The organism is Cyanobium sp. ATX-6F1, from assembly GCF_047395825.1.
Classification (GTDB): Bacteria; Cyanobacteriota; Cyanobacteriia; order PCC-6307; family Cyanobiaceae; genus ATX-6F1.
Genome location: NZ_JBCEBF010000003.1, coordinates 850,048 through 870,439 on the forward strand (window position 1 = coordinate 850,048; position 20,392 = coordinate 870,439).

15 protein-coding genes and 3 pseudogenes are annotated in these 20,392 nt (G+C 57.1%); 10 read left to right on the forward strand and 8 right to left on the reverse strand.

Annotated features, from left to right (window positions below; all coding sequences use genetic code 11):
- Positions 1-49 precede the first annotated feature (49 nt).
- From queA to AAF143_RS16635, 3 genes and pseudogenes are all read right to left on the reverse strand, one after another.
- Positions 50-1,191, reverse strand: a pseudogene (gene queA, locus AAF143_RS16625) (tRNA preQ1(34) S-adenosylmethionine ribosyltransferase-isomerase QueA).
- Between the two features lie 5 nt (positions 1,192-1,196).
- Positions 1,197-2,558: pseudogene (locus AAF143_RS16630) on the reverse strand (dihydrolipoamide acetyltransferase family protein).
- 503 nt (positions 2,559-3,061) lie between these two features.
- Positions 3,062-3,277, reverse strand: coding sequence for a hypothetical protein (locus AAF143_RS16635; RefSeq protein ID WP_255008984.1), 216 nt, complete (start codon positions 3,275-3,277; stop codon positions 3,062-3,064).
- 122 nt (positions 3,278-3,399) lie between these two features.
- Between AAF143_RS16635 and AAF143_RS16640 the strand changes: the two genes are divergently transcribed.
- The 4 genes from AAF143_RS16640 to AAF143_RS16655 are packed head-to-tail and all read left to right on the forward strand — an operon-like array spanning position 3,400 to position 9,761.
- A complete protein-coding gene (locus tag AAF143_RS16640) occupies positions 3,400-5,295 on the forward strand; it encodes a type I restriction-modification system subunit M (RefSeq protein ID WP_255008983.1) in 1,896 nt (631 codons plus the stop codon).
- Positions 5,285-6,604 (forward strand): restriction endonuclease subunit S, encoded by a 1,320-nt coding sequence (locus AAF143_RS16645; RefSeq protein ID WP_255008981.1) that lies wholly within the window; start codon positions 5,285-5,287, stop codon positions 6,602-6,604. The genes AAF143_RS16640 and AAF143_RS16645 overlap by 11 nt, the downstream gene beginning before the upstream one ends.
- A complete protein-coding gene (locus AAF143_RS16650) occupies positions 6,604-8,505 on the forward strand; it encodes a type I restriction endonuclease subunit R (protein WP_414027410.1) in 1,902 nt (633 codons plus the stop codon). The genes AAF143_RS16645 and AAF143_RS16650 overlap by 1 nt, the downstream gene beginning before the upstream one ends.
- Positions 8,502-9,761, forward strand: coding sequence for a type I restriction enzyme endonuclease domain-containing protein (locus AAF143_RS16655; RefSeq protein WP_414027411.1), 1,260 nt, complete (start codon positions 8,502-8,504; stop codon positions 9,759-9,761). Before AAF143_RS16650 ends, AAF143_RS16655 begins: the two co-directional genes overlap by 4 nt.
- A gap of 13 nt (positions 9,762-9,774) precedes the next feature.
- On the opposite strand, the gene AAF143_RS16660 is transcribed toward AAF143_RS16655, so the two are convergent.
- Positions 9,775-10,026: a hypothetical protein gene (locus tag AAF143_RS16660; RefSeq protein ID WP_255008979.1), complete on the reverse strand. Its 252-nt coding sequence runs from the start codon at positions 10,024-10,026 to the stop codon at positions 9,775-9,777.
- 111 nt (positions 10,027-10,137) lie between these two features.
- Between AAF143_RS16660 and AAF143_RS16665 the strand changes: the two genes are divergently transcribed.
- From AAF143_RS16665 to AAF143_RS16680, 4 genes are all read left to right on the forward strand, one after another.
- Entirely contained in the window at positions 10,138-10,470 is a 333-nt protein-coding gene (locus AAF143_RS16665) for a hypothetical protein (RefSeq protein ID WP_255008978.1), read from the forward strand.
- 407 nt (positions 10,471-10,877) lie between these two features.
- Positions 10,878-11,075 (forward strand): hypothetical protein, encoded by a 198-nt coding sequence (locus AAF143_RS16670; RefSeq protein WP_255008977.1) that lies wholly within the window; start codon positions 10,878-10,880, stop codon positions 11,073-11,075.
- 23 nt (positions 11,076-11,098) lie between these two features.
- Positions 11,099-11,458 carry a hypothetical protein gene (locus AAF143_RS16675; RefSeq protein ID WP_255008976.1) on the forward strand — a complete coding sequence of 120 codons (360 nt, stop codon included), beginning with the start codon at positions 11,099-11,101 and terminating at the stop codon, positions 11,456-11,458.
- Between the two features lie 2,555 nt (positions 11,459-14,013).
- Entirely contained in the window at positions 14,014-14,190 is a 177-nt protein-coding gene (locus AAF143_RS16680) for a hypothetical protein (protein WP_255008975.1), read from the forward strand.
- 137 nt (positions 14,191-14,327) lie between these two features.
- Here the strand turns inward: AAF143_RS16680 and AAF143_RS16685 are convergent, their stop codons facing one another.
- The 4 genes and pseudogenes from AAF143_RS16685 to lipB form a co-directional block, all read right to left on the reverse strand.
- Positions 14,328-15,683, reverse strand: coding sequence for a phage integrase SAM-like domain-containing protein (locus AAF143_RS16685; RefSeq protein ID WP_255008974.1), 1,356 nt, complete (start codon positions 15,681-15,683; stop codon positions 14,328-14,330).
- 224 nt (positions 15,684-15,907) lie between these two features.
- Complete coding sequence (locus AAF143_RS16690) at positions 15,908-16,354, reverse strand: YlqD family protein (RefSeq protein WP_255008973.1); 447 nt, start codon at positions 16,352-16,354, stop codon at positions 15,908-15,910.
- An 86-nt stretch (positions 16,355-16,440) separates the two neighbouring features.
- Positions 16,441-18,346, reverse strand: a pseudogene (locus AAF143_RS16695) (AMP-binding protein).
- Between the two features lie 28 nt (positions 18,347-18,374).
- Positions 18,375-19,055: a lipoyl(octanoyl) transferase LipB gene (lipB, locus tag AAF143_RS16700; protein ID WP_255008970.1), complete on the reverse strand. Its 681-nt coding sequence runs from the start codon at positions 19,053-19,055 to the stop codon at positions 18,375-18,377.
- A gap of 50 nt (positions 19,056-19,105) precedes the next feature.
- Between lipB and hpf the strand changes: the two genes are divergently transcribed.
- Positions 19,106-19,672 (forward strand): ribosome hibernation-promoting factor, HPF/YfiA family, encoded by a 567-nt coding sequence (gene hpf, locus AAF143_RS16705; RefSeq protein WP_255008969.1) that lies wholly within the window; start codon positions 19,106-19,108, stop codon positions 19,670-19,672.
- A gap of 33 nt (positions 19,673-19,705) precedes the next feature.
- On the forward strand, positions 19,706-20,386 hold the full coding sequence (deoC, locus tag AAF143_RS16710; protein ID WP_255008966.1) for a deoxyribose-phosphate aldolase: 681 nt from the start codon (positions 19,706-19,708) through the stop codon (positions 20,384-20,386).
- The last annotated feature ends 6 nt before the right edge of the window (positions 20,387-20,392 follow it).

Below are 20,392 nucleotides of genomic sequence, written 5' to 3' on the forward strand. Positions count from 1 at the left end.
TGATCGCTACCCCTCGGCCCCCGGAGACCCCGGGGGCTTTTTCATGGCCTCACGGCCTGGCCACCGGCAGCACCGCCTGCGGCGGAATCCACATCGCATCGCCGTAGGAGAAGAAGCGGTAGCCCTGGGCGATCGCCTCGCCGTAGAGCGCCAGCAGCCGCTCGCGGCCCAGCAGCGCACTGACCAGAAGCAACAGCGACGAGCGCGGCAGGTGGAAGTTGGTGAGCAAGCCCTGCACCACCTGGAAGCGGAACCCCGGCTGAATCACCAGGTTCACCGGGCCCATGAACGGCACCAGGGTGCCCCCGTGCAGGGCGGCCACCCCCTCCAGGGCGCGCACGCTGGTGGTGCCGATCGCGATCAGCCGCCCGCCTTGGGCGCGGCAGCGCTCCACAGCGTCCACCAGCTCGGGGCGCAGCTCCACCCACTCGCTGTGCAACTCCAAATCGGTGAGGTCCTCCTGCTCCACGGGCCGAAACGTGCCCAGCCCCACATGCAGGGTGAGCCGCGCGATCGTCACCCCCTTCGCCGCCAGGGCCGCCAGCAGCTCATCGCTGAGGTGCAGGCCGGCGGTGGGGCCGCCACCGCCCCGGGCCGCGCGGCGTAACGGGTCTGGTAGCGGGTCTGGTCTGCGGCGTCGTGCTCGTGGATGTAGGGGGCAGCGGCATGGTGCCGTAGCGCTCCAGCAGCCCTTCGATCCGCTCGGCGCTGGTGCACTCCGGCGGAAAGCGGACCACCCGGCCGCCACTGGCCTCGTCCACCGCCACCACCGGCAGCTCCAGGGGGCTGGCCGGCGGCCTCCAGCTGCAACACCTCCCCGGGGCGCAGGCGCTTGGCGGGGCGGGCCAGGCAGAGCCAGCAGCTATCCTCCCCCTCGCCGATGCTCCGCTGGTGCCAGGGCTGCAGCACCAGCAGCTCCACCACCCCGCCGCTGGCACGCCGGGCGCTGAGGCGGGCCTGGAGCACCCGCGTGTCGTTGACCACCAGCAGATCGCCGGGCTCCAGCTCGTGCTGCAGGTCCCAGACCGTGAGCCCCCGGGCCAGGGGCCCGCTGGAGCCGATCGGCTCCACCGCCAGCAGGCGGGCGGCATGGCGGGGTTCCACCGGCCGCTGGGCGATGGCGCTCTCCGGCAGCTCGAACCCATAACTCGACAGGCTCAGGTCCGCCGCGAGCGAGTCACCCGGGCCCATGGCGCTCAGAGGGCCAGGCTTTCAGGGTTGGTCTCGATCAGGCGGGCCAGATCCTGGAGGAAGGCGGCGGCGTGGGTGCCGTAGATCACCCGGTGGTCGGCGGTGAGGTTCACCTGCATCTGCCGGCGCACGGCAATCGAGCCGTCCTTGAGCGCCACCACCACGGGCCGCGAGGCGGCCACCGCCAGGATCGCGCCGGTGCCGGGGGAGGATCGCATCGAAGCGATCGACCCCGAACATGCCGAGGTTGGAGAGCGTGAAGCTACCGGTGCTGTATTCGTCGGGCTTGAGCTGCTTGGTGCGCGCCCGGGCCACCAGGTCGGCCCAGTTGCGCGAGAGGGCATAGAGATCGGTGCGATCGGCGGCCGCCAGCACCGGTGTCACCAGGCCGCCGTCGTCCATGGCCACAGCCACGGCCACGTTGATGGCCGCCGGATAGGCCATGCCCGTGGGGCTGTTGGCGGCATTGAGCTGGGGGTGGCGGGCGAGGGTGAGCGCCACCGCCTTGGCCAGCAGGGCGGTCATCGTGACGCCCTTGGGTTTCACCTGCTTATAAAAAGCGTCGAGCTTGTCGGTGGTGATCGTGTAGCCCACCCGGAAGGTGGGGGCCTCGAGGCTGGCCAGCATCGAGCGGTTGACCGCCTGCTGCAGGGTGTTGAAGGCCACCGTCTCGCCGGGGGCGCCGAAGCTCTGGCCGGCCGGGGCCGGGGCTGTTGCGGCGCCGTTGGAGCCGGGAGCGCCCGGGGGCGCCAGCGCGGCGGGGGCGGTGCCTTCCGCCACCCGGGGCACGCTCACGGCCCGCCCAGCAGCCAGCTCAACGTCTTCAGCCTGAACACGGCCGCCGGGGCCGCTGCCGCGCAGACCCGCCAGGGCCACCCCCAGCTGGGAGGCGAGCTTCCGGGCCCGGGGGTGGCCACCAGACGGCCGTCACCATTGGCGGGCGCCGGCACGGCAGGGGTGACCACAGGGGCAGGGGCTGCCACGGCCACAGGCGCTGCAACGGAGGCCGGGGCTGGCGCTGCGGCCAAAGGAGCGGGCACGGCAGCGGCGGGAGCAGTCGGCGCTGCGGGAGCGGCCGCCATGGGGGCGGCGGGCGCCGAGGCCGCCACCGCCGCGATCTCGGCCTCGGTTTCGACGATCAAGCCGATGGTCTCGCCCACGGGCGCGGTGCCGCCGGCGGGCAGCAGCACAGTGGCCAGAAAGCCCTCCTCAAACGACTCGACATCCATGTCGGCCTTGTCGGATTCGACCACCAGCACCGATTCACCCCGGGCCACCGGGTCGCCGGGCTTCTTCAGCCACTCCACGATCTTGCCCTCCGTCATCGTGGAGCTGAGGGCGGGCATGAAGATTTCGTGGGTCGCCAAAGTCTTTGTCCTTACTGGTGTTTGAAGGGACGTTCCAACCGTTGTTCCAACCTTTCACCAACGGCAAAAGGTGGTTCACAGCAGAAGATTGATTGATTTTATGACGGGACCAGGTGCCCGTGAAGCCCCAAAAGCCGATTGAAGGGTGCCACCTACTCAGACCATCAAGAGCGTTCCTGATCTGACAGACCGAATTCCAACGCACCTCATACGATTAGCGGATGGGGGTCAGAGATGCCACAGATGAAGCGACACATGAACCTGAGAGGTCAAAACCTACTTTTCCGCTGCCTTGAGACTGGTTTAATCACCACCGCCCCTGCACTTACCCGCTACCAAAAGGGGCGAGGCAACGATCCCTTAAGGCGAGAGTTTGTAGAAGAGAGACCCTCCAACTGGGTCAAGGGGATACCGACAACTATCTGTGAGCACTGCGGGAAGGTGATCAAGGGAAACCCGTGGGGGTTCCAACAACGCCAGCAGACCAAGCGATGTCTGAGGTCTCAGGAATCCAGAGCGGCGTAAATCCCCAGATCGTCTTCGCAGTCTTGTAGCAACGCCTGGAAGCCTTCCAGCAAAACCCTCACCCGTGGGGATTTCTCTGGATGCGCCGATGCCTCCAGGGCAAGTGCAGTTACGCCTGTGCCTATGGCGTCGAGGGTAAGCAGGGTGTCATGCAGCAGTTCCAGTGTGATCGCCGATGTGGTGAGAGGTGCCATGGGTTCGGGAAGAGCACTACCCCCTAAGTATTCCCACGGGCGGACAGGAGGCAGGAAACAGGGGTCTGATCGGGCAAAAACCAGTCGGAAACGGCAAAATGGGTAGATACCGTCAGTGACCCTTGAGCGACTCAGCAAGCTTTGCGACTGATCTGAGCGAAGAGGACGACCTAGAAGACGACCTGGGGGATCTGCTGCTGGAGGTGCTTCCAGGGGACGGCAGCACGATTGGGAACCTTTCAGCAAGAGAAGCACTGGGTCGGGCAGCGGAGCGCCAGATAGATGAAGAGGAATACACAACAGTCAAAGACCGCTTGGTGGGTCTGGGTCTGATCCTCAAAGGACAAGGGAGAGGAGGAACCATTCGCCTTGCAGAAGGCATTGAGGGCGGTGGTCGTTATGAGGCATCCGCTGCTCCCAGTGGCAACGGTCGAGGCAAAGCGAAGAAGGAAACACCCGCCAAGGATTTCAAAGCAGTGCTCTGGGCGAGTGCCGACAAACTGCGGGCACAGATGGATGCGGCGGAATACAAGCATTTGGTTCTGGGGCTGATCTTCCTCAAATACATCTCAGACACCTTTGTCGAGCAGCAGCAAAAGGTGCTGGTGATGGTGAGCGACCCAGAATCGGACAACTACGTAGGAGACGACCCAGCAGAGCAGCAAGCATCACTGGAGGATCGCGACTACTACACCCAAGAAAACGTGTTCTGGGTGCCTGCTGATGCTCGCTGGGAATCACTACGAGCAAAGGCAAAGCAACCTGAGATCGGGCAACTGATCGACAAGGCACTGGTCGCCATCGAGAACGAGAACCCAACACTGCGGGGCAAGTTAGATAAGCGATTTGGTGCCGCTCAACTAGAACCAGGACGCATGGGCGAACTGGTGGATCTGATCTCCACCATCGGTTTTGGAGATAGCAAGAAATCAGGAGACATACTGGGAGAGGTCTACTCTTACTTTCTTGGTCTGTTTGCACTCGCAGAAGGCAAAAAAGGTGGTGAGTTTTTAACTCCTCCATCTGGGGTCAAACTTCTTGTTGCCGTCTTGGCACCACATCGGGGCAGAGTGTATGACCCCTGCTGTGGAACAGGCGGAATGTTTGTCTACAGCGAAGAGTTTGTTGAATCGCACGGTGGCAGACGAGATGATATTTCGATTTACGGACAGGAGAGCAATCCAACAACCTGGCGATTGGCGGCAATGAATCTGGCGATTCGTGGTTTCGCCGCCGACTTGGGGCAAGAACCTGCAGACACGTTCTCAAGAGATCAATACCCTGATCTCAAATTTGATTATATAATGGCAAACCCGCCTTTCAATATCTCCGATTGGGGAGGCGAAAAATACGAAATTGATCCCCGCTGGAAGTTTGGACGCCCACCAGCCGGTAATGCCAACTATGGATGGTTACAACACATCCTCTGGAAACTGCGACCAGGGGGACAAGCAGGGGTCATTCTTGCCAATGGATCAATGAGTTCCAATCAGAGTGGAGAGGGGCAGATAAGAGAAGCGATGGTGCGGGGCGATGTGGTGGAAGCAATGGTGGCAATGCCCAGTCAGTTGTTTTTCAATACTCAGATTCCTGCCTGCATCTGGTTCCTGTCGAACGACAAGACCCAGCGTGGTCGTGATCGAAGGGGCGAGACCTTGTTTATTGATGCTCGCAAGATGGGAACAATGGAAACACGGGTCAACCGTGTGCTGACGGATGAGGATATTGACAAGATTGCTGCTGCCGTTCACGCCTGGCGTGGCAATGGCGAGGTGACTGATACTTATGAGGATGTTGCTGGGTTCTGCTACAGCGCCAAGTTAGGAGAGATTGAAAAGAATGGTTTTGTGCTCACGCCTGGGCGTTATGTGGGAGCAGCAGATGTTGAAGTCGATGGCGAGGCATTTGAGGAGAAGATGAAGCGCCTCACTCGTCTGCTGAAGCAGCAACAGGAAGAAGGGGCAAGGTTGGATCAGCAGATTGCTGAGAACCTCAGGAGGTTGGGATATGAGTTCTGACTATCCTCAAGTATCAATAAGTAGTGTCGCCAGAGTCAGGTCAGGTTTTGCCTTCAAAAGCAGTGACTGGCAGAGCACTGGGATTCCAGTGGTGAAGATAGCGAACGTGAAAGAAGGGCGCCTTGAGATGGATGGATGCTCATATGTCTCAGAAGTTGTCGCACATCAAGCAAGAGACTTCCTGCTTGAGCAGGGAGACATATTGATATCAATGACAGGATATGTTGGAGATGTAGCGAGAGTGCGAGAAGCGGATACGCCTTGTGCCTTGAACCAGAGAGTGGGGAGGTTTCATTCTTACAACAAAGCACTAATAGACCCCTCCTTCCTTTTCTTTCACCTCAAGAGCAAAGAGGTGCGAAGCGAGATCGAGCAGAAAGCGTATGGGTCTGCTCAACCGAATATAAGCGCAGGCGGCATCGAAGAAACATCCATACACCTTCCAGAACTATGGATTCAGCAAGCAATCGCTCATATCCTCGGCACCCTCGACGATAAGATCGAACTCAACCGCAAGACCAACGAAACCTTGGAGGCGATGGCAAAGGCGCTCTTCAAGTCGTGGTTTGTGGATTTCGATCCAGTAAGAGCAAAGGCAGAAGGTCGCCCGACTGGATTACCTGATGAGATCAGCGACCTATTCGCAGATTCATTTGAGGATTCGGAACTGGGTGAAATTCCGAGTGGGTGGAAGATTCAGTCAGCAGGTAATCAATACCAGATATCTATTGGCAAAACTCCTCCAAGGAAAGAGGCGCATTGGTTTTCGTGTGGTCACCTTGATGTTCCGTGGTTGTCAATCCGAGATCTTGGCGAGGCAGGCGTATTTGCTTACAGAGCATCGGAATGCCTGACCAGAGAAGCGGTAGAAAGATTCAATGTCAAGGTCGTTCCAGCGAATACGGTTATCGTTAGTTTCAAACTCACCGTAGGAAGGGTTGCAATCACTGCTTGTGAGATGCTCACGAATGAAGCGATTGCTCATTTCTCTCCCCTGAGATCTGAGGCGGGGTTTGAATACACATACTGCTTGCTGTCTCAATATGATTACCACTCTCTTGGCAGCACATCCTCTATCGCTACAGCGGTAAACTCGCAAATACTCAGAGATATGCCGCTTCTTACCCCAAGCGGTGACATTGTAAGAGCATTCTGCGATACCACTACCTCCCTATTCTCATCCATCAAGATCTGCCAGAAAGAAACCCAGCATCTCAGTGATTTGCGTGATGCCCTCCTCCCCAAACTCATCTCAGGTGAAATCCGAATCCCTGATGCTGAGCGAATGCTTGAGGAGATGAGCATCTGATGGCACTGATCACAGAAGACCATCTGGAGCAGCAGTGCCTTGAGTGGTTCAAGGATCTGGGATACAAACACGTCTTTGCCCCCCAACTCGACAGCGACGGCAGAACCCCAGAACGATCCGACTTTCGCCAGGTCGTCCTCCAGGGGCGACTGCGTTCAGCACTGAAGCGCCTGAACCCTGATGTTCCTGCGGGAACCATCGAAGTCGCGGTGCTTCAACTGGCGAACCCCAACGTGCCTGGTCTACTGGCATCAAACCGCAACTTCCACCGCTGGATGACCCAGGGATTACCCATCACCTATATGGATGGGAACCAGCAGGTGGGGATCCGCCTCAAGGTGATCGGGTTTGATGACCCTGCTGCCAATGACTGGTTGGCGGTGAATCAGTTGGCGATCCAAGGCACGAAGCACAACCGCCGCCCTGATGTGGTGGTCTACCTCAACGGTCTCCCTCTGGCGGTGATCGAACTGAAGAACCCTGCCGATGAGAAGGCAGACATCTGGGCAGCGTTCAACCAACTCCAGACCTACAAAACCGACATCCCCGACCTGTTCACGCCCAATGTGCTGCTGGTGATCAGCGATGGCATTCAGGCAAGAGCAGGTTCATTGAGTGCTGATCGGGAACGGTTCCAGCGATGGCGCACCATTTCAGGGGAGAACGACCTCGATCCATTAGGTGCTCACCGTGATCTGGAGACCTTGGTGCGGGGGATGTTTGAGCGGGGGCGGTTCCTGGATTTCATTCGCTCCTTCTGCCTGTTCGAAGAAGACGGGCAGATCATCAAAAAGGTTGCTGCCTACCACCAGTTCCACGCTGTCAGGGCGGCAGTCGAGCAGGTGGTGAAGGCAAGCAGACCTGATGGCGACAAGAAGGGAGGCGTCGTCTGGCACACCCAGGGCGCTGGCAAAAGCATCGAGATGGCGTGTCTGGCAGGCAAGTTGCTCACTGACCCTCGCCTTGAGAACCCCACCCTGGTGATGGTCACCGACCGCCAGGATCTGGATGGTCAGTTGTTTGGGGTCTTCTCAGGTGCTGGTGATCTACTGGGCGAGAACCCTCAGCAGGCAGACAGTCGCCAGGAACTGAGGGATCTGCTCGCCAACCGACCCAGTGGTGGCATCATCTTCACCACCATTCAGAAGTTCGCTGCTGAATCTGGGGAAGACCGTTTTCCCACCCTGAGCGAGCGCCGCAACATCGTGGTGATCTGCGATGAGGCACACCGCACCCAATACGGGTTCAAGGCACGGTTCGATGCCAAGACAGGGGAAATCAAATACGGAATGGCAAAGGCACTCAGAGATGCCTTGCCCCAGGCGACCTTCCTTGCCTTTACGGGCACTCCCATCTCCCAGGAAGATCGAGACACCCAAGCGGTCTTTGGGCACTACGTCTCCATCTACGACATTCAGCAGGCAGTGGAAGACGGTGCCACGGTGCCGATCTACTACGAATCACGCCTGGCAAAACTGGCGCTCAAGGATCCACTGCTGCCCCAGGTGGATGAGCAGGTGGATGACCTCTTCTCAGATGAAGACGACATTCCTGCTGCTGAACGGGCAAAAAGCAGGTGGGCAGCACTGGAGGCACTGGTGGGTGCTGAACCTCGCCTGAAGCAGGTGGCAGCAGATTTGATCACCCACTTTGAGCAGCGATCCAAAACCCAACCAGGGAAGGCGCTTGGTGTGCTGATGAGTCGAGACATCTGTGCTCGCCTCTATGCCGCCATCGTTGCCCTACGCCCCGAATGGCACGACGACGATCCCAAGAAAGGAGCGATCAAGGTGGTGATGACGGCATCGGCATCTGATGAACCTCACCTTCAACCGCATCACACCAGCAAGCAGCAAAAAAAGATCTGGAGAAACGGTTCAAGGATCCTGCTGACCCATTGAGGATCGTGCTGGTGCGGGATATGTGGTTGACGGGGTTCGATGCTCCGTGCCTGGCGACGATGTATGTGGATAAACCGATGAAGGGGGCAAACCTGGCGCAGGCGATTGCCAGGGTCAACAGGGTTTTCAAAGACAAACCAGGCGGTCTGGTGGTCGATTACATCGGCATCGCACCGCAACTCAAGGAAGCACTGGCGACCTACACCGCTGCCAAGGGCAAGGGTGCTCCAACAATCGACACCAGTGAGGTGCTGCGAATCCTCAAGGAAAAACTTCAGGTTGCCAAAGATCTGCTCCACCCAATCGACTGGAGTGGATTCAGGGATCCAAAGACGGCGATGGAACTCCTGCCCATCAGTTTGGATCACATCCTCGCAATATCTGATGGCAAGAAGCGATATTGCGACACGGTGCTATCGATGACCAAAGCATTTGCTCTTTGCGGCACTACTGATGAAGCATTGGCACTTGATCAGGAGGTCGCATTTCTTCAGGCGATAAGAGCACCGCTGATCAAGGGAGAAGACATTCTTGGCGGCAATGGTGCCCCCAAGAATGTTGATTTTGAGTTGCGGCAACTGATGTCACAGGCACTTGTCGCAGATGGAATCACCGATGTTTTCAAGGTGGCAGGTCTTGAAAAACCAGACATCAGCATCCTGTCGGATTCATTCCTGGCAGAAGTCAGCAAGATCCCCCAGAAGAACTTGGCAGTAGAACTGCTTCAGCGGTTGCTAAGAGAAGAGGTCTCTACACGCTTCAAGACCAATGTGGTCAAGCAGAAGCGATTTAGCGAACTGCTCCAGGCATCACTGAACAAATACACCAACCGCTCAATCGAAGCAGCACAGGTGATCGAAGAACTGATTGCGATGGCAAAGCAGTTCCGTGATGAGGCAGAAAGAGTTGCGGCAATGGGTCTATCGACTGCTGAGATTGCTTTCTATGACGCCCTGGGGAACAACCAATCAGCACACGACCTGATGGGTGATGAGGTGCTGATGAAGATGGCACGGGAACTGGCAGAAAAACTTAGGGGTAATCTCAGCATTGATTGGCAATACAAGGAGAACGTTCGGGCACGACTGCGAACGATGATCAAGGCACTTCTCAAGCGATATAAGTATCCACCCGATCAAGAGGCATCAGCGATTGACCTGGTTCTACAGCAGACCGAAATGATTTCCGAAGAGTGGTCAAGGGAAGACCTCGGCAAGAAGATTGAAACAGTGGACGCTGATGCCTTGGAAAAGTAGTTCTGACTGAACACTACGACTCAACAACCTCCAACAAATCTTCAATCCCACAATCCAGCACCGTCACCACCTTACCCGCCAGATCCAGAGAGAGTGCTGATGCTGCCTTGTCATCGGACCGCGCCAAGCGGGTAATGGTGGTTGCCGCAACACCAGCAGCAACCGCCAGGGAGTTCATCGTCCAGGGTTTCTCCCCTGACTCTGCACGATGCAGATTTGCCTTGGCGATTGCCTTGGCGAGGGTCAGACGAACTTGCTTTGCCATGAAGACACCATACCTCAAGCACCAAGCGACAGCAAACGAGCAAGTAGTCACCAGGAACCAGCATCACATGCTATAGTTATTGTGTCAAAGAAACCCATAGAGGTTCAGACCATGCCTTCCGACCTTTCCACGATTGACCTGGCGACCCTGAATGCCGCCCAGGGCGTGATTGTCGCCGCCATCCAAAACCACTGCTGCCTGTGGGAACAAGAATCCACTGATGCCGCTGCCGATGGACAACTCAGCAAGGCGCTGATGTTGGAGCACTGGGCATTTGCCGCTGACCTACTCGCCAGCACCGTCAGCAGTGAATTCGCCTCCCTGTTCGTTCAGGTGCTCGATGTTCGCTTCAGTGAGTTAAGCAATCCATGCCGGTCAGTGGAGGAGCAGATTCTGGATGCTCTTGCCGTGGAGGTGGCGTCCGCTCAACCAGCACCATTCTGACCCAAAAGAGCACAAGGCAACAGGAAACCAGCTTTTTATGCTATAGTTATTGCGTCGACGGGCAAGAGGTTCACAGAAACCCGCCCCTCTCAACCCATTTCAACGAAACCCATAGAGGTTCCCAGTGCTCCAGCAAATCACACCCTTCTCCTGGCATTTCACCTGCCCCGATCGGGAGGGTCTCTCCATCCGGTTCTCCCGCTTCACCGGCACCTTTGACCTTTGCCGTCGCACTCAGGTCGAGGAGATGTGCTGGGAAACCAGAACCCTCTCCAGTCATCAGACCATGGAGCAGTCATTCAACGCCGCTGAAGAACACGCCCTGGTGCCATCACGATGAATTCTTGGATTCCTGCTGGTGTTGGCGGTGTCAGCTGTCAAACTCCTACAACCCAAAACCAGCAGAAATGGCAAACGAGCATCCAGACGCCCCCAAGCAGTTCGGCATTCGACTGAGCGAAGAGACGATGGAACTGGTATCAGCGATACAGGAATTCCGTCAACGCACCAATCAACCCACAACCCTTGCATCCATCGTGGAGAGTGCCATTGAGTGCCACTACGCCAGATTGGTGGAAGAGGGCGCTATCTACGGCAAAAAATGACCCCTCCTTTACCTCCTGGTGCCTTGGAGCACCTACTGAAGACCCTGCCCCCCGTAGGAGCAGATCCATTCCCGCATCTTGCGGATCTCAGCGTGGATCAAATGGTTGGCAGGAGAGTGGAGATTTCAGAAACCCTGAAACACCTGGAGCAGGAGAAGCAATTCATTGATGCCGAGTTGCTGGAGATCTTCTCAGATGCTGAACTCCGCTTTGGTGTTCGTGCCCCTGGTGGATGGATGCTCAAATCACGCTCCCGAACGAGTTGGGACTATGCCGCTGAGATTCGTGATGCCATCAAGGGTCTTCAGCAGCAGGCACAAAGACAAGGGCAGGCAAAACCGATGGTGAGCACCTATCTCTGCCTCACACAAGAGAGCGCCTGATTGACATTCTCTAGCATCATGCACTAGAATCACGTAAGTAATCCACAGAGATTCAGCACCATGCTTCAAACTGCCAGCAACGGCACTCAGGCAACGACTCCTAAGTTTGCTCTTCGACCCACTGCCGAAACCCTTGCCGATCTCTCACGACCCATTGACCCCCGGCACCTGAAGAGCAGGAAGCAGGGAACGGTCACTCTCACCTACTGCCCCTGGAACACCATTGCTCGTCACCTTCATCACCGTGCTCCTGGTTGGTGCTGGGAAGTGCAATCGGTGCAAGAGGTTGGTGGTGCGGTTGTCGTGACGGGTCGTTTGACAATCCCTACTGCTGATGGAGACCTGCTTCACTACTCAGCAGTTGCATCGGAACCGCTGGAGTCGAAGTCCCAGGCACCTGCTGCTGAGGTTGCCGCATCCTCATGCCTGAGAAGGGCAGCTGCATTGGCGGGACTTGGGTTGGATCTTTGGGGGTAGGCAATGCAGAGACAATAAAAAATAAGTTCCCGCTGGCAATAAATAGGTATCAGAGAACAATTATGAATGTGATAAACTAGCAGGTACCCTGCATCTAGCAGCCTAAATGAGTAAAGTACATACAGAAATCCGTGTGATGGCGTCAATAATAACACTGTCATTAATTTCGAGCTGTTCCTTTCTGCCAGAATCTGTAAGCAAAGACTGTGATGAGCTCGCCACGAAAGGGATGAAAGCCTCTTTTAGCAAAGCCAGCGAAAACAACGGTGAGTTTATAAGGGATCTTGTATTAGTCAAATCACAAAATGGCAAAAAGATAACAACTTACATAACTCACTATAACTCCAACTTGACTTATGTCGCAATTTCGTCGACAGGTAAAATCACTAGAAACACATACGAAGATCTGCCAGTGGCAATCAACTCGACCTTCACGTCTACTAAGGGTGTACTAACAAAACCTATAGTTCTGACTGATCGTCAGATATCATGCGAATTTTTTAAATATTTGTTCATTGACTACAGAAAAGTCGATGGCAGCTTTGGGACAAATGTAATTATCAGCGAAAACGAAAAAGGAATAAGATTCAAGTTTCCAGATTAGCACAACCAAAATTTATTAGCTTTTAACTATATTAGTCAATATCATAATAATTCCCACTTTTATCATACCCACCCTTAAAGTGAGTTCTCTTGGAATGATTGTAGTTAGGGGCAACATCAATCCTATTTCGACTAGTAGTGTTACTCCCTTTTCCTTCAGACTTGAAGCTTACCTGGGACCACTTTAACCGGTGAGACTTTCTTAAAGCGTTTGCCTTTGCCTTCGCAGTCTCATAGCCCTCGATGTTTCGAGCAAGCACAGCATGAGTGTCTGTGCGAAAGATGTAGAAGGTTGATTCTCCTAGACGCTTATCGCTAACATCAATAAAGGATTTTACTCTCTGCAAGAAATCCTTAAAGGTAATCCTTTGCTTCTTTGTTTTCATTCGATGAACCAGGTATCCTATTACTATTTAGGGGATACCTTTTAGGGTTTGGACAATTATGTCCTTTACCGGTAGTTCGTGAAGTCCAACGCTCTCTAACATACGCGTCTCCAAGGTCTCGATTCAAGGAACTGATAAAACGAGGAAAGCCCATGTTGTCCCGACAGAATGGACTGCCCTTCCTCGCACAGGAGAAGATCCAGGAGTTGCTAGCTGAATTCCAAAATAGTGCTCCTTTGCGATGTGTTCTCTTACCTTCTGTAGGTGCTATGGGAGCACAGTGAGGACACCTAAAAATCCACTTATGTCTAACAATCTTTTCTGCAGCATCATCCAGATAATGATACAACAGCAGTAATCGGTATCTTTGATCAATAGGAGATTCCATATTTTATATGTATTTATTACAACACATCTAGACTAATGCCATTCAAATCATCCGTCAAGTTGACAGATATAAGCATTGTGTGTATAATAACTACGCAGCTTGTTCAGGCATCCTTTATCTTAAAGATTGCAGATGTCTAAATAGCTACGCAGTGCAATGATGGATCTCTTCCTCCAAGCAACCTTAAGTTACATATTACTTGCTACAATAGACCTGCCGAAGGCATCCCCGTAGGGGATAATTATAATATGCTTTAAAACATACTTATGCATTCTTTAGTTCCTCGTGATCTAGTGGTCTAAGACGCCTAAGCAATGAATACTATACTTTTCATGAAGCCTAAATAGTCATAGCCTACACAAGAATGCAATATGAATTCAGCAAAACCAATTAGGGAACAGTTGTCCTATAAGCAACACGAGAGCTACATACGTTCTATACGGGACAATCTATGCTCACACTACAGGCTTAATAAATCTGACCTGATTAAGTTCCTAATAAGAAAAGAAGGTAATCATTTAAATACTTGCAATGTTCCATTGCCTGAAGGGATAACTCAATGAAAACAATACAATTAAATCAGGTTGAATACTTGATGTTAGAAGAAATTGCAAAAAGGAATAGAAGAAAACCAGATGAGTATATAAAGGATTACGTCAAAGACCAATACGACAAACTCAAGAAATAAATCTTTTGGGACTATGAATAACCACAATTTCCAGCATGAAGAGTTTTCCCTTGATGGACCTCCTCCTAATCCGTTTTATCCATTAACTTACGATGACGCAATGGAACTAGCTGAACTAGAGGATCTAGATGATGACGATTATGATGTTATAAATAGCGCCTTCACCCTGTTTGAAGATCCACCTGATTAGGACATATTGCACTGAATAGATACAGTAATCCAACTCAAGTATTAGTCTCAGTGACATCTCAAGGAGAGATACTTGTGCGAAGTGGCACTAGTGCAACTGACCGTATAACGCCCTATCAGGCAGTCCTAGGCAAGTAATTAGTCAAGCAATAATTTACCTGCCTTGGCGGGGCTAGATACGGATTCCTGAAAAAGCCCAAGAGATTCAAAGTGGAACCTACTAGAAAGCCCATCATATGTTTTCTGGATCATTGTCATTGATGTCCCGCAGTTCTTCGCTACGAGGTCAACTCTTTGACCATCCAAAAGTGCGAATGATATATGCGTAGCACGGAGCGAATACAGAGTATATCTTCGATCAAATTCACACTTAGACAAAACTCGATTAAACCACTGTCTAATATGTTCCATGTGATATGTTGTCCGATTTTCAAAAAATGGATTCATCATTAATAAGTCGTCTCTACCTCTTTGAGGAATTTGTGGGAGGGTCTCGGAGATCACTTTGCCCTTTTTATCCTTAACTTCTCCTGCAAGGACCTTTTTATTGTATACTTCAATTTGTTCATTGCGTATTTTTATGCCTTTAGTGAGATGACTTTTAATACTTTGAATAGTATGCCAGTTCATCACAACTTCTCTGCCTCCTGTTTTTGATGTATTGCTAACGGTCACGATGCCGGTTAGCTTTTGATCTTTGCGCCTAAGTTTCTCGTCGATTCCGCAGAGGATTTGTGCGGTTTCATGAGGTCTACAGCCACTCTGGAACTGGAAGCGAACCCAATGAATAAACCATCGTCTTTTCCATAATACTTCCTGATCCTTGATATTTTTTTCGAAACCATATAGCTCGGAGCAAAACTTTGTCCAGTCGTCTGGGAGAAAGGCAGGGTTTGCTTCATCCCTATAGTTAGTGCGATCTTTCAGCTTATCTATTTCTGGCTTTTTCTTCGGGTCCAGCAACTCCTTTTTAACCATCCAATTTATTATTGCCTTTAGAGTCGTGAGATCGCTGTTGATAGTGCCTGTTGAAAGACCAGAAGTTTCCGACTTCCACTTACCCTTTGTCTTGATATCTAAATAGAACCCTGCATATTCAGCGAATGCATTTTTAGAGATATCACTAATAGAAATTATGCCCACACTTCTGCAATAGGGAATGATTCTCTGATATATCCTCTGAGAATATGAATCGTGTGAGCCAGCAGCCAATTGACCCCTGCGAACATCGTTTTCTTTTTCTTTAAGATATTCTTCACAAACCTTATCAATGCTTAGCTTTCTGGTCTTTGACTTTGGCGGGTCACTCTCTACTTTGACATAGGCTGAAAGCGCATTCTTATGTGCTTGCCTTATATCAGAAGTGTTCAGAGAAATATTTGTATACCTTTTATTACCTCTGTTAACCCGTAAATAAAAACAGCTTCTCTCGGCATATTTAATTACATATGCCTGCCCATTAAGGGTTGGTTCTTTTGTTTCAATCTTTGGCATTGGCAAGTTCAAACGCGGTTGGAACAGTCCAAGTTCTGTTCCAACCGCATTCCCCCATGGCTAGTGGCAACCCGACTTTATCGCACCTAAGCCTGTGTTCCAACCCTTGTTCCAGATGCATGAGCCCTGCGGAGACAGGATTTAGGCATCTTCGTGGGTCGCCAACGCTTGATCCCGCACGGGTGGTGTGCGTGATTTTACGGGTGCGCCCTGGCGCGATCAGCTCAGAGCTGACCTTCGATTGCCTCGACGATGCCGTCGCGCACCACCAGCGCCACCTGCAGCTTCTCCACCAGGTTGTCGCCCACCTTCACCTTGGTGCTGCTCTCCAGCTGGCCCTGCTCGACGATCTGCTCGAACTCCAGCTCCTGCACCTGACGCTGCTGCTCCAGCAGCGTGCGCTTCTGTTCCTCCAGCTCGGCCCGCTTGGCGGCCACCTGCTGGTGCACCGAATTGACCTGCTCGCCCACCCGGGGGTCGAGGGGGTTGGCGCTCTGGCGACGGATCTCCTCGATCAGCTGCTGACCCTCCTGCTCCAGCTGGGAGAGCTGGGCATCGCTGTTGGCGACTGCGGCGCTGAGTTCGCGCTCGGCATCCTCCTTCCAGCGCGGGGTCACCACCGCCCGCACGGTGACCGTGCGCTTGATCGTGAGCGATGAGCCGTCCGACATTGGTTGCTGAGCAACAAGCACACAGGCTGTCAGCCGACCGGCCCAGGGGTCAATCGCCTCCAGGGGCGGTGAACCGCCCAATGGCCTCAGCGCCCGTAAAGGGCCTCGATCGCGGCCCGGTCGCGCACACCGATGCGGTCACGGCGCTGCTTGAGGGTCTGGGTGAGCAGGCCGTTCTCGAGGGTGAAGGGCTCCACCAGGGCCACACCGCCGAGGCGCTCATCGGGCCTGGAGCCGGGCCGGGCCGCCAGCAGCCGGTTGAACTCACCCTTCAGCGCCCGCAACAACGCCTGATCGGACGCCTCAGCCAGCTGGCCCTGGAACGCCTTCAGGGGTTCGGCGCGGGGCACCACCAGGGCCCCCAGCAGGCGCTCGTCCTGGCCCACCACCAGCACCTGCTCCACCAGGGGACTGGCGGCCAGGGCCTCCTCCAGGGGGCCGGGTTCGATGTTCTCGCCGCTGCTGAGCACGATCGTGTCCTTGGCCCGGCCGGTGAGCACCAGGGAGCCATCGGAAATCAGCAGGCCCAGGTCACCGGTGTCGAACCAGCCCTCGGCGTCGATGGCGGCGGCCGTGGCCTCGGGTTTGTGGAAGTAACCGGCCATCACCTGGGGGCCCCTGGCCAGCACCAGGCCCCGCTCGCCCCAGCCCAGGGGCGCACGGCTCTCCGGATCGACGATGCGGATGGAGGTGCCGGGCAGGGGGCGGCCGGAGCTGCCGCGGCGGTTGGCCCAGGGACGCCGGCAAGTGAGCACCGGGCTGGTTTCGGTCAGGCCGTAGCCCACCAGCAACTCGATCCCGATCACCTCGAAGAAGCCATCCACGTGGGGGCCAGGGCACCGCCGCCGCTGATGGCGGTGCGCAGGGCGCCACCGGCGAGCTGCTGGCGCACCTTCGGCCAGAACAGCGCCGCCGCCAGCCGCTGCACCGGCCAGGTGAGCAGCGCCAGGGCCGCCCCCTGGAGCCGGGCCAGGGGCGGTTCCGGGGTGAGGGTGAGATCGAGCGCCCGGCGACGGGCGGTGCAATGGAGCCGGCCCACCGCCAGGGCCCCCTTGAGCAGCTTCTGGCGACTGGAGGGCATCGCGGCGAGGGCATCCTCGAAACCCGAGAGCAGCGCCTCCCACAGCCTCGGCACGCTGATCAGGTAGCTGGGGCGCACCCGCTGCAGGTCGGGGCGCAGCTGCTTGAGGGTGGTGTAGGTCTGATGGCAGCCGCAGGCCAGCAGCAGGTATTCGGCCGTGCGTTCGTAGGCGTGCCAGATCGGCAGCACGCTCACCACCCGATCCCCCGGCGAGGGGTTCACCGCCACCCCGAGGGTGCGGATCTGGTGCAGCAGGTTGGCGTGGCTGAGGGGCACCCCCTTGGGGGCGCCGGTGGTGCCCGATGTGTAGAGCAGCGTGGCCAGACGCTCCGGATCGGCCGGTGGCGGCGGCGGCAGCGGGGCGGCCGCACCCCGCTCCAGCAGCGCCGCCCAATCCAGGCAGGGCCAGGGGGCGGCCGCCGGGGCCTCCCCCTCCAGCACCACCACGAAGCGCAGGCCGGCCAGGGCGGGCTGCCCGGGGCCGAGCTTGGCCAGCAGGGCCGCCGACTCCACCACCAGGGCGACGGAGCCGGAATCCTCGAGGATGTAAAGCAGCTCGTCGATCGGTGCAGCGCTGCCGCGCACGGCATCGGCGGCGCCCGCGCGCATCAGCCCCTGGTCCGCCACCAGCCAACGGGGGCCGTTCTCGGCGAACAGGGCGACCCGCTCTCCCGGCATCAGGCCCAGGCCTGCAAAGGCCGCGGCGGTCTGCTCGATCCGCTGGTGCAGCTCCCGGTAGGTGAGCTGCTCGGGATGGCGGCCATGGGGGCCTCAAGGGCGGGGGCATCGCCGTAGAGCCGCTCCAGCGCGCCCCAGAGCTGCTCGATTCCCGTGAGCCCGCTCCAGTCGGTGCGGCCGGCGAGGGCGCGGTGGTCAGCGGCATCGGCCTGCCAGTGGATCTCGGCGTTCACCGGCCGTCCTGCGAGGGTTGTCCTCCTTTTACAACCCCTCCAGGAGTTCGGTGGCGGATGGTGGGCGCAAGCTCAGGCGAAAGCGCCGGGCCGCCGCCGCCTTCACCAGCGGCTGCAGCGCGGCCACCGTCAGCCCTGGCCGCCAATCGCTCAGGCGCCCCACGGGCCGATCGGTGAGGCCGCAGGGCGCGATCCGCTCGAAGCCTTCCAAGCCACAGTCCACGTTCAGGGCCAGGCCGTGCTGGCTGATCCAACGCTTCGCCCCCACGCCGATCGCCGCCAGTTTGCGGCCCTCCAGCCAGACCCCCGTGAGCCCAGTGGTCCGCTCGCCCTTCAGGCCCAGTTCCGAGAGCACCTCGATCACCAGCCCCTCGAGGTCACGCAGGTAGAGGTGCAGATCGGCGCCATGGCGCCGCAGGTCGAGCACGGGGTAGAGCACCAGCTGGCCCGGCAGGTGGTGGGTCACCTCCCCACCGCGGTCGATGCGGTGCAGGGGCAGGGGCGGATCGAGCGGATCGAAGCCCAGAAACGCCTCACTGGCGCCGCGGCCCAGGGTGTAGCAGGGGGTGTGCTGGAGCAGCAGCAGGGCCTCAGCTGCCTGTGGATCCTCCAGCAGCCGTTGCTGCAGCTGCTGCTGCCAGGCCCAGGCGCGCTCAAACGGCACCGGATCCGGCGGTTCAAAACAGATTGCGTCGAGCCTGGGGTCCATCGGGGATCGCTCTTAGCGTTGGGGAGCCCCACCTCAGAGGGAGTGTTGGCATGAAGCTTCTGATCCACGGTCGCAACATGGAGGTCACCTCCGCGATCCGCGACTACACCGAAGACAAGCTCGGCCGGGCGATCGGCCATTTCAACGGGCTGGTCAAGGAAGCCGACGTGCACCTCTCGGTGGCCCGCAACCCACGGGTACCCCAGCAGACCGCCGAGGTCACGGTGTTCGCCAACGGCGTGGTGATCCGCGCCCAGGAACGCAGCGAGAACCTCTACGCCAGCATCGACATGGTGGCGAACAAGCTCAGCCGCCAGCTGCGCCGCTACAAGGAGCGCCTGCATGGTCACCACCACGCCCCCAGCACCGAGGAGCTCCTGGAGGAGTTGCCGATCGAAGGCGATCTCACCAAGGGCCGTGTGGCCGAGCTTCCGGTGCCGGCCGTGCGGCGCAAGTATTTCGCCATGCCGGCGATGTCGATCGAAGACGCCCTGCACCAACTGGAGTTGATCGATCACGATTTCTACCTCTTCCGTGATGCGGCCAGCGGCACGATTCAGGTGGTCTACAGGCGCAACCACGGCGGCTACGGAGTGATCCAACCGCGAGAATCCTGATCCCGAAGCGCCCGGTCCGGGCGCACCCCCGCCGTGGCCCGCGACCGACCCGACCTCGCCCCCCTGATCGACCACTCCCTGCTGGACCCTCACCAGGGCCACGAGGCGATCGAGCGCATCTGCGATGAGGCCCGTCATTTCGGTTTTGCCGGGGTCTGCGTGGCCTCCCGCTGGCTGCCCGTGGCCCGGGAACGCCTGGGGGCCGCCACCCCGGTGAAGCTGGTGTCGGTGGTGGGCTTTCCCTTCGGCGCCATCCCCGCGGAGATCAAACAGCAGGAGGCGGAATGGGCGGCCGCCCAGGGGGCCGATGAACTCGATGTGGTGCCCGATTTCGGGGCCCTGGCCGACGGCAACGCCTCGGCTGTCTGCGAGGAGCTGGCTGGAATCGTGGCGCTCGGGCTGCCGGTGAAGGTGATTCTGGAGGCGGGTCGCCACGACGCTGAAACCCTGGCCCTGCTGGTGGAGGTGGCGATCGACGCCGGCGCAGCCTTCCTCAAGACCGGCAGCGGCTTCGGGCCGCCGGCCAGCGTGGAGCAGGTGCAGCAGCTGCGCCAGCTGGCCCGGGGCCGGGCGGCCGTGAAGGCCTCCGGCGGCATCGCCGATGTGGAGCAGGCGATCGCCCTGGTGGAGGCGGGGGCGAGCCGGCTGGGCACCAGCCGCGGGGTGGCCCTGATGCAGGCCCTGCGCCGGGGCCCCATCCAGCCGGACGGCTGACGCGAT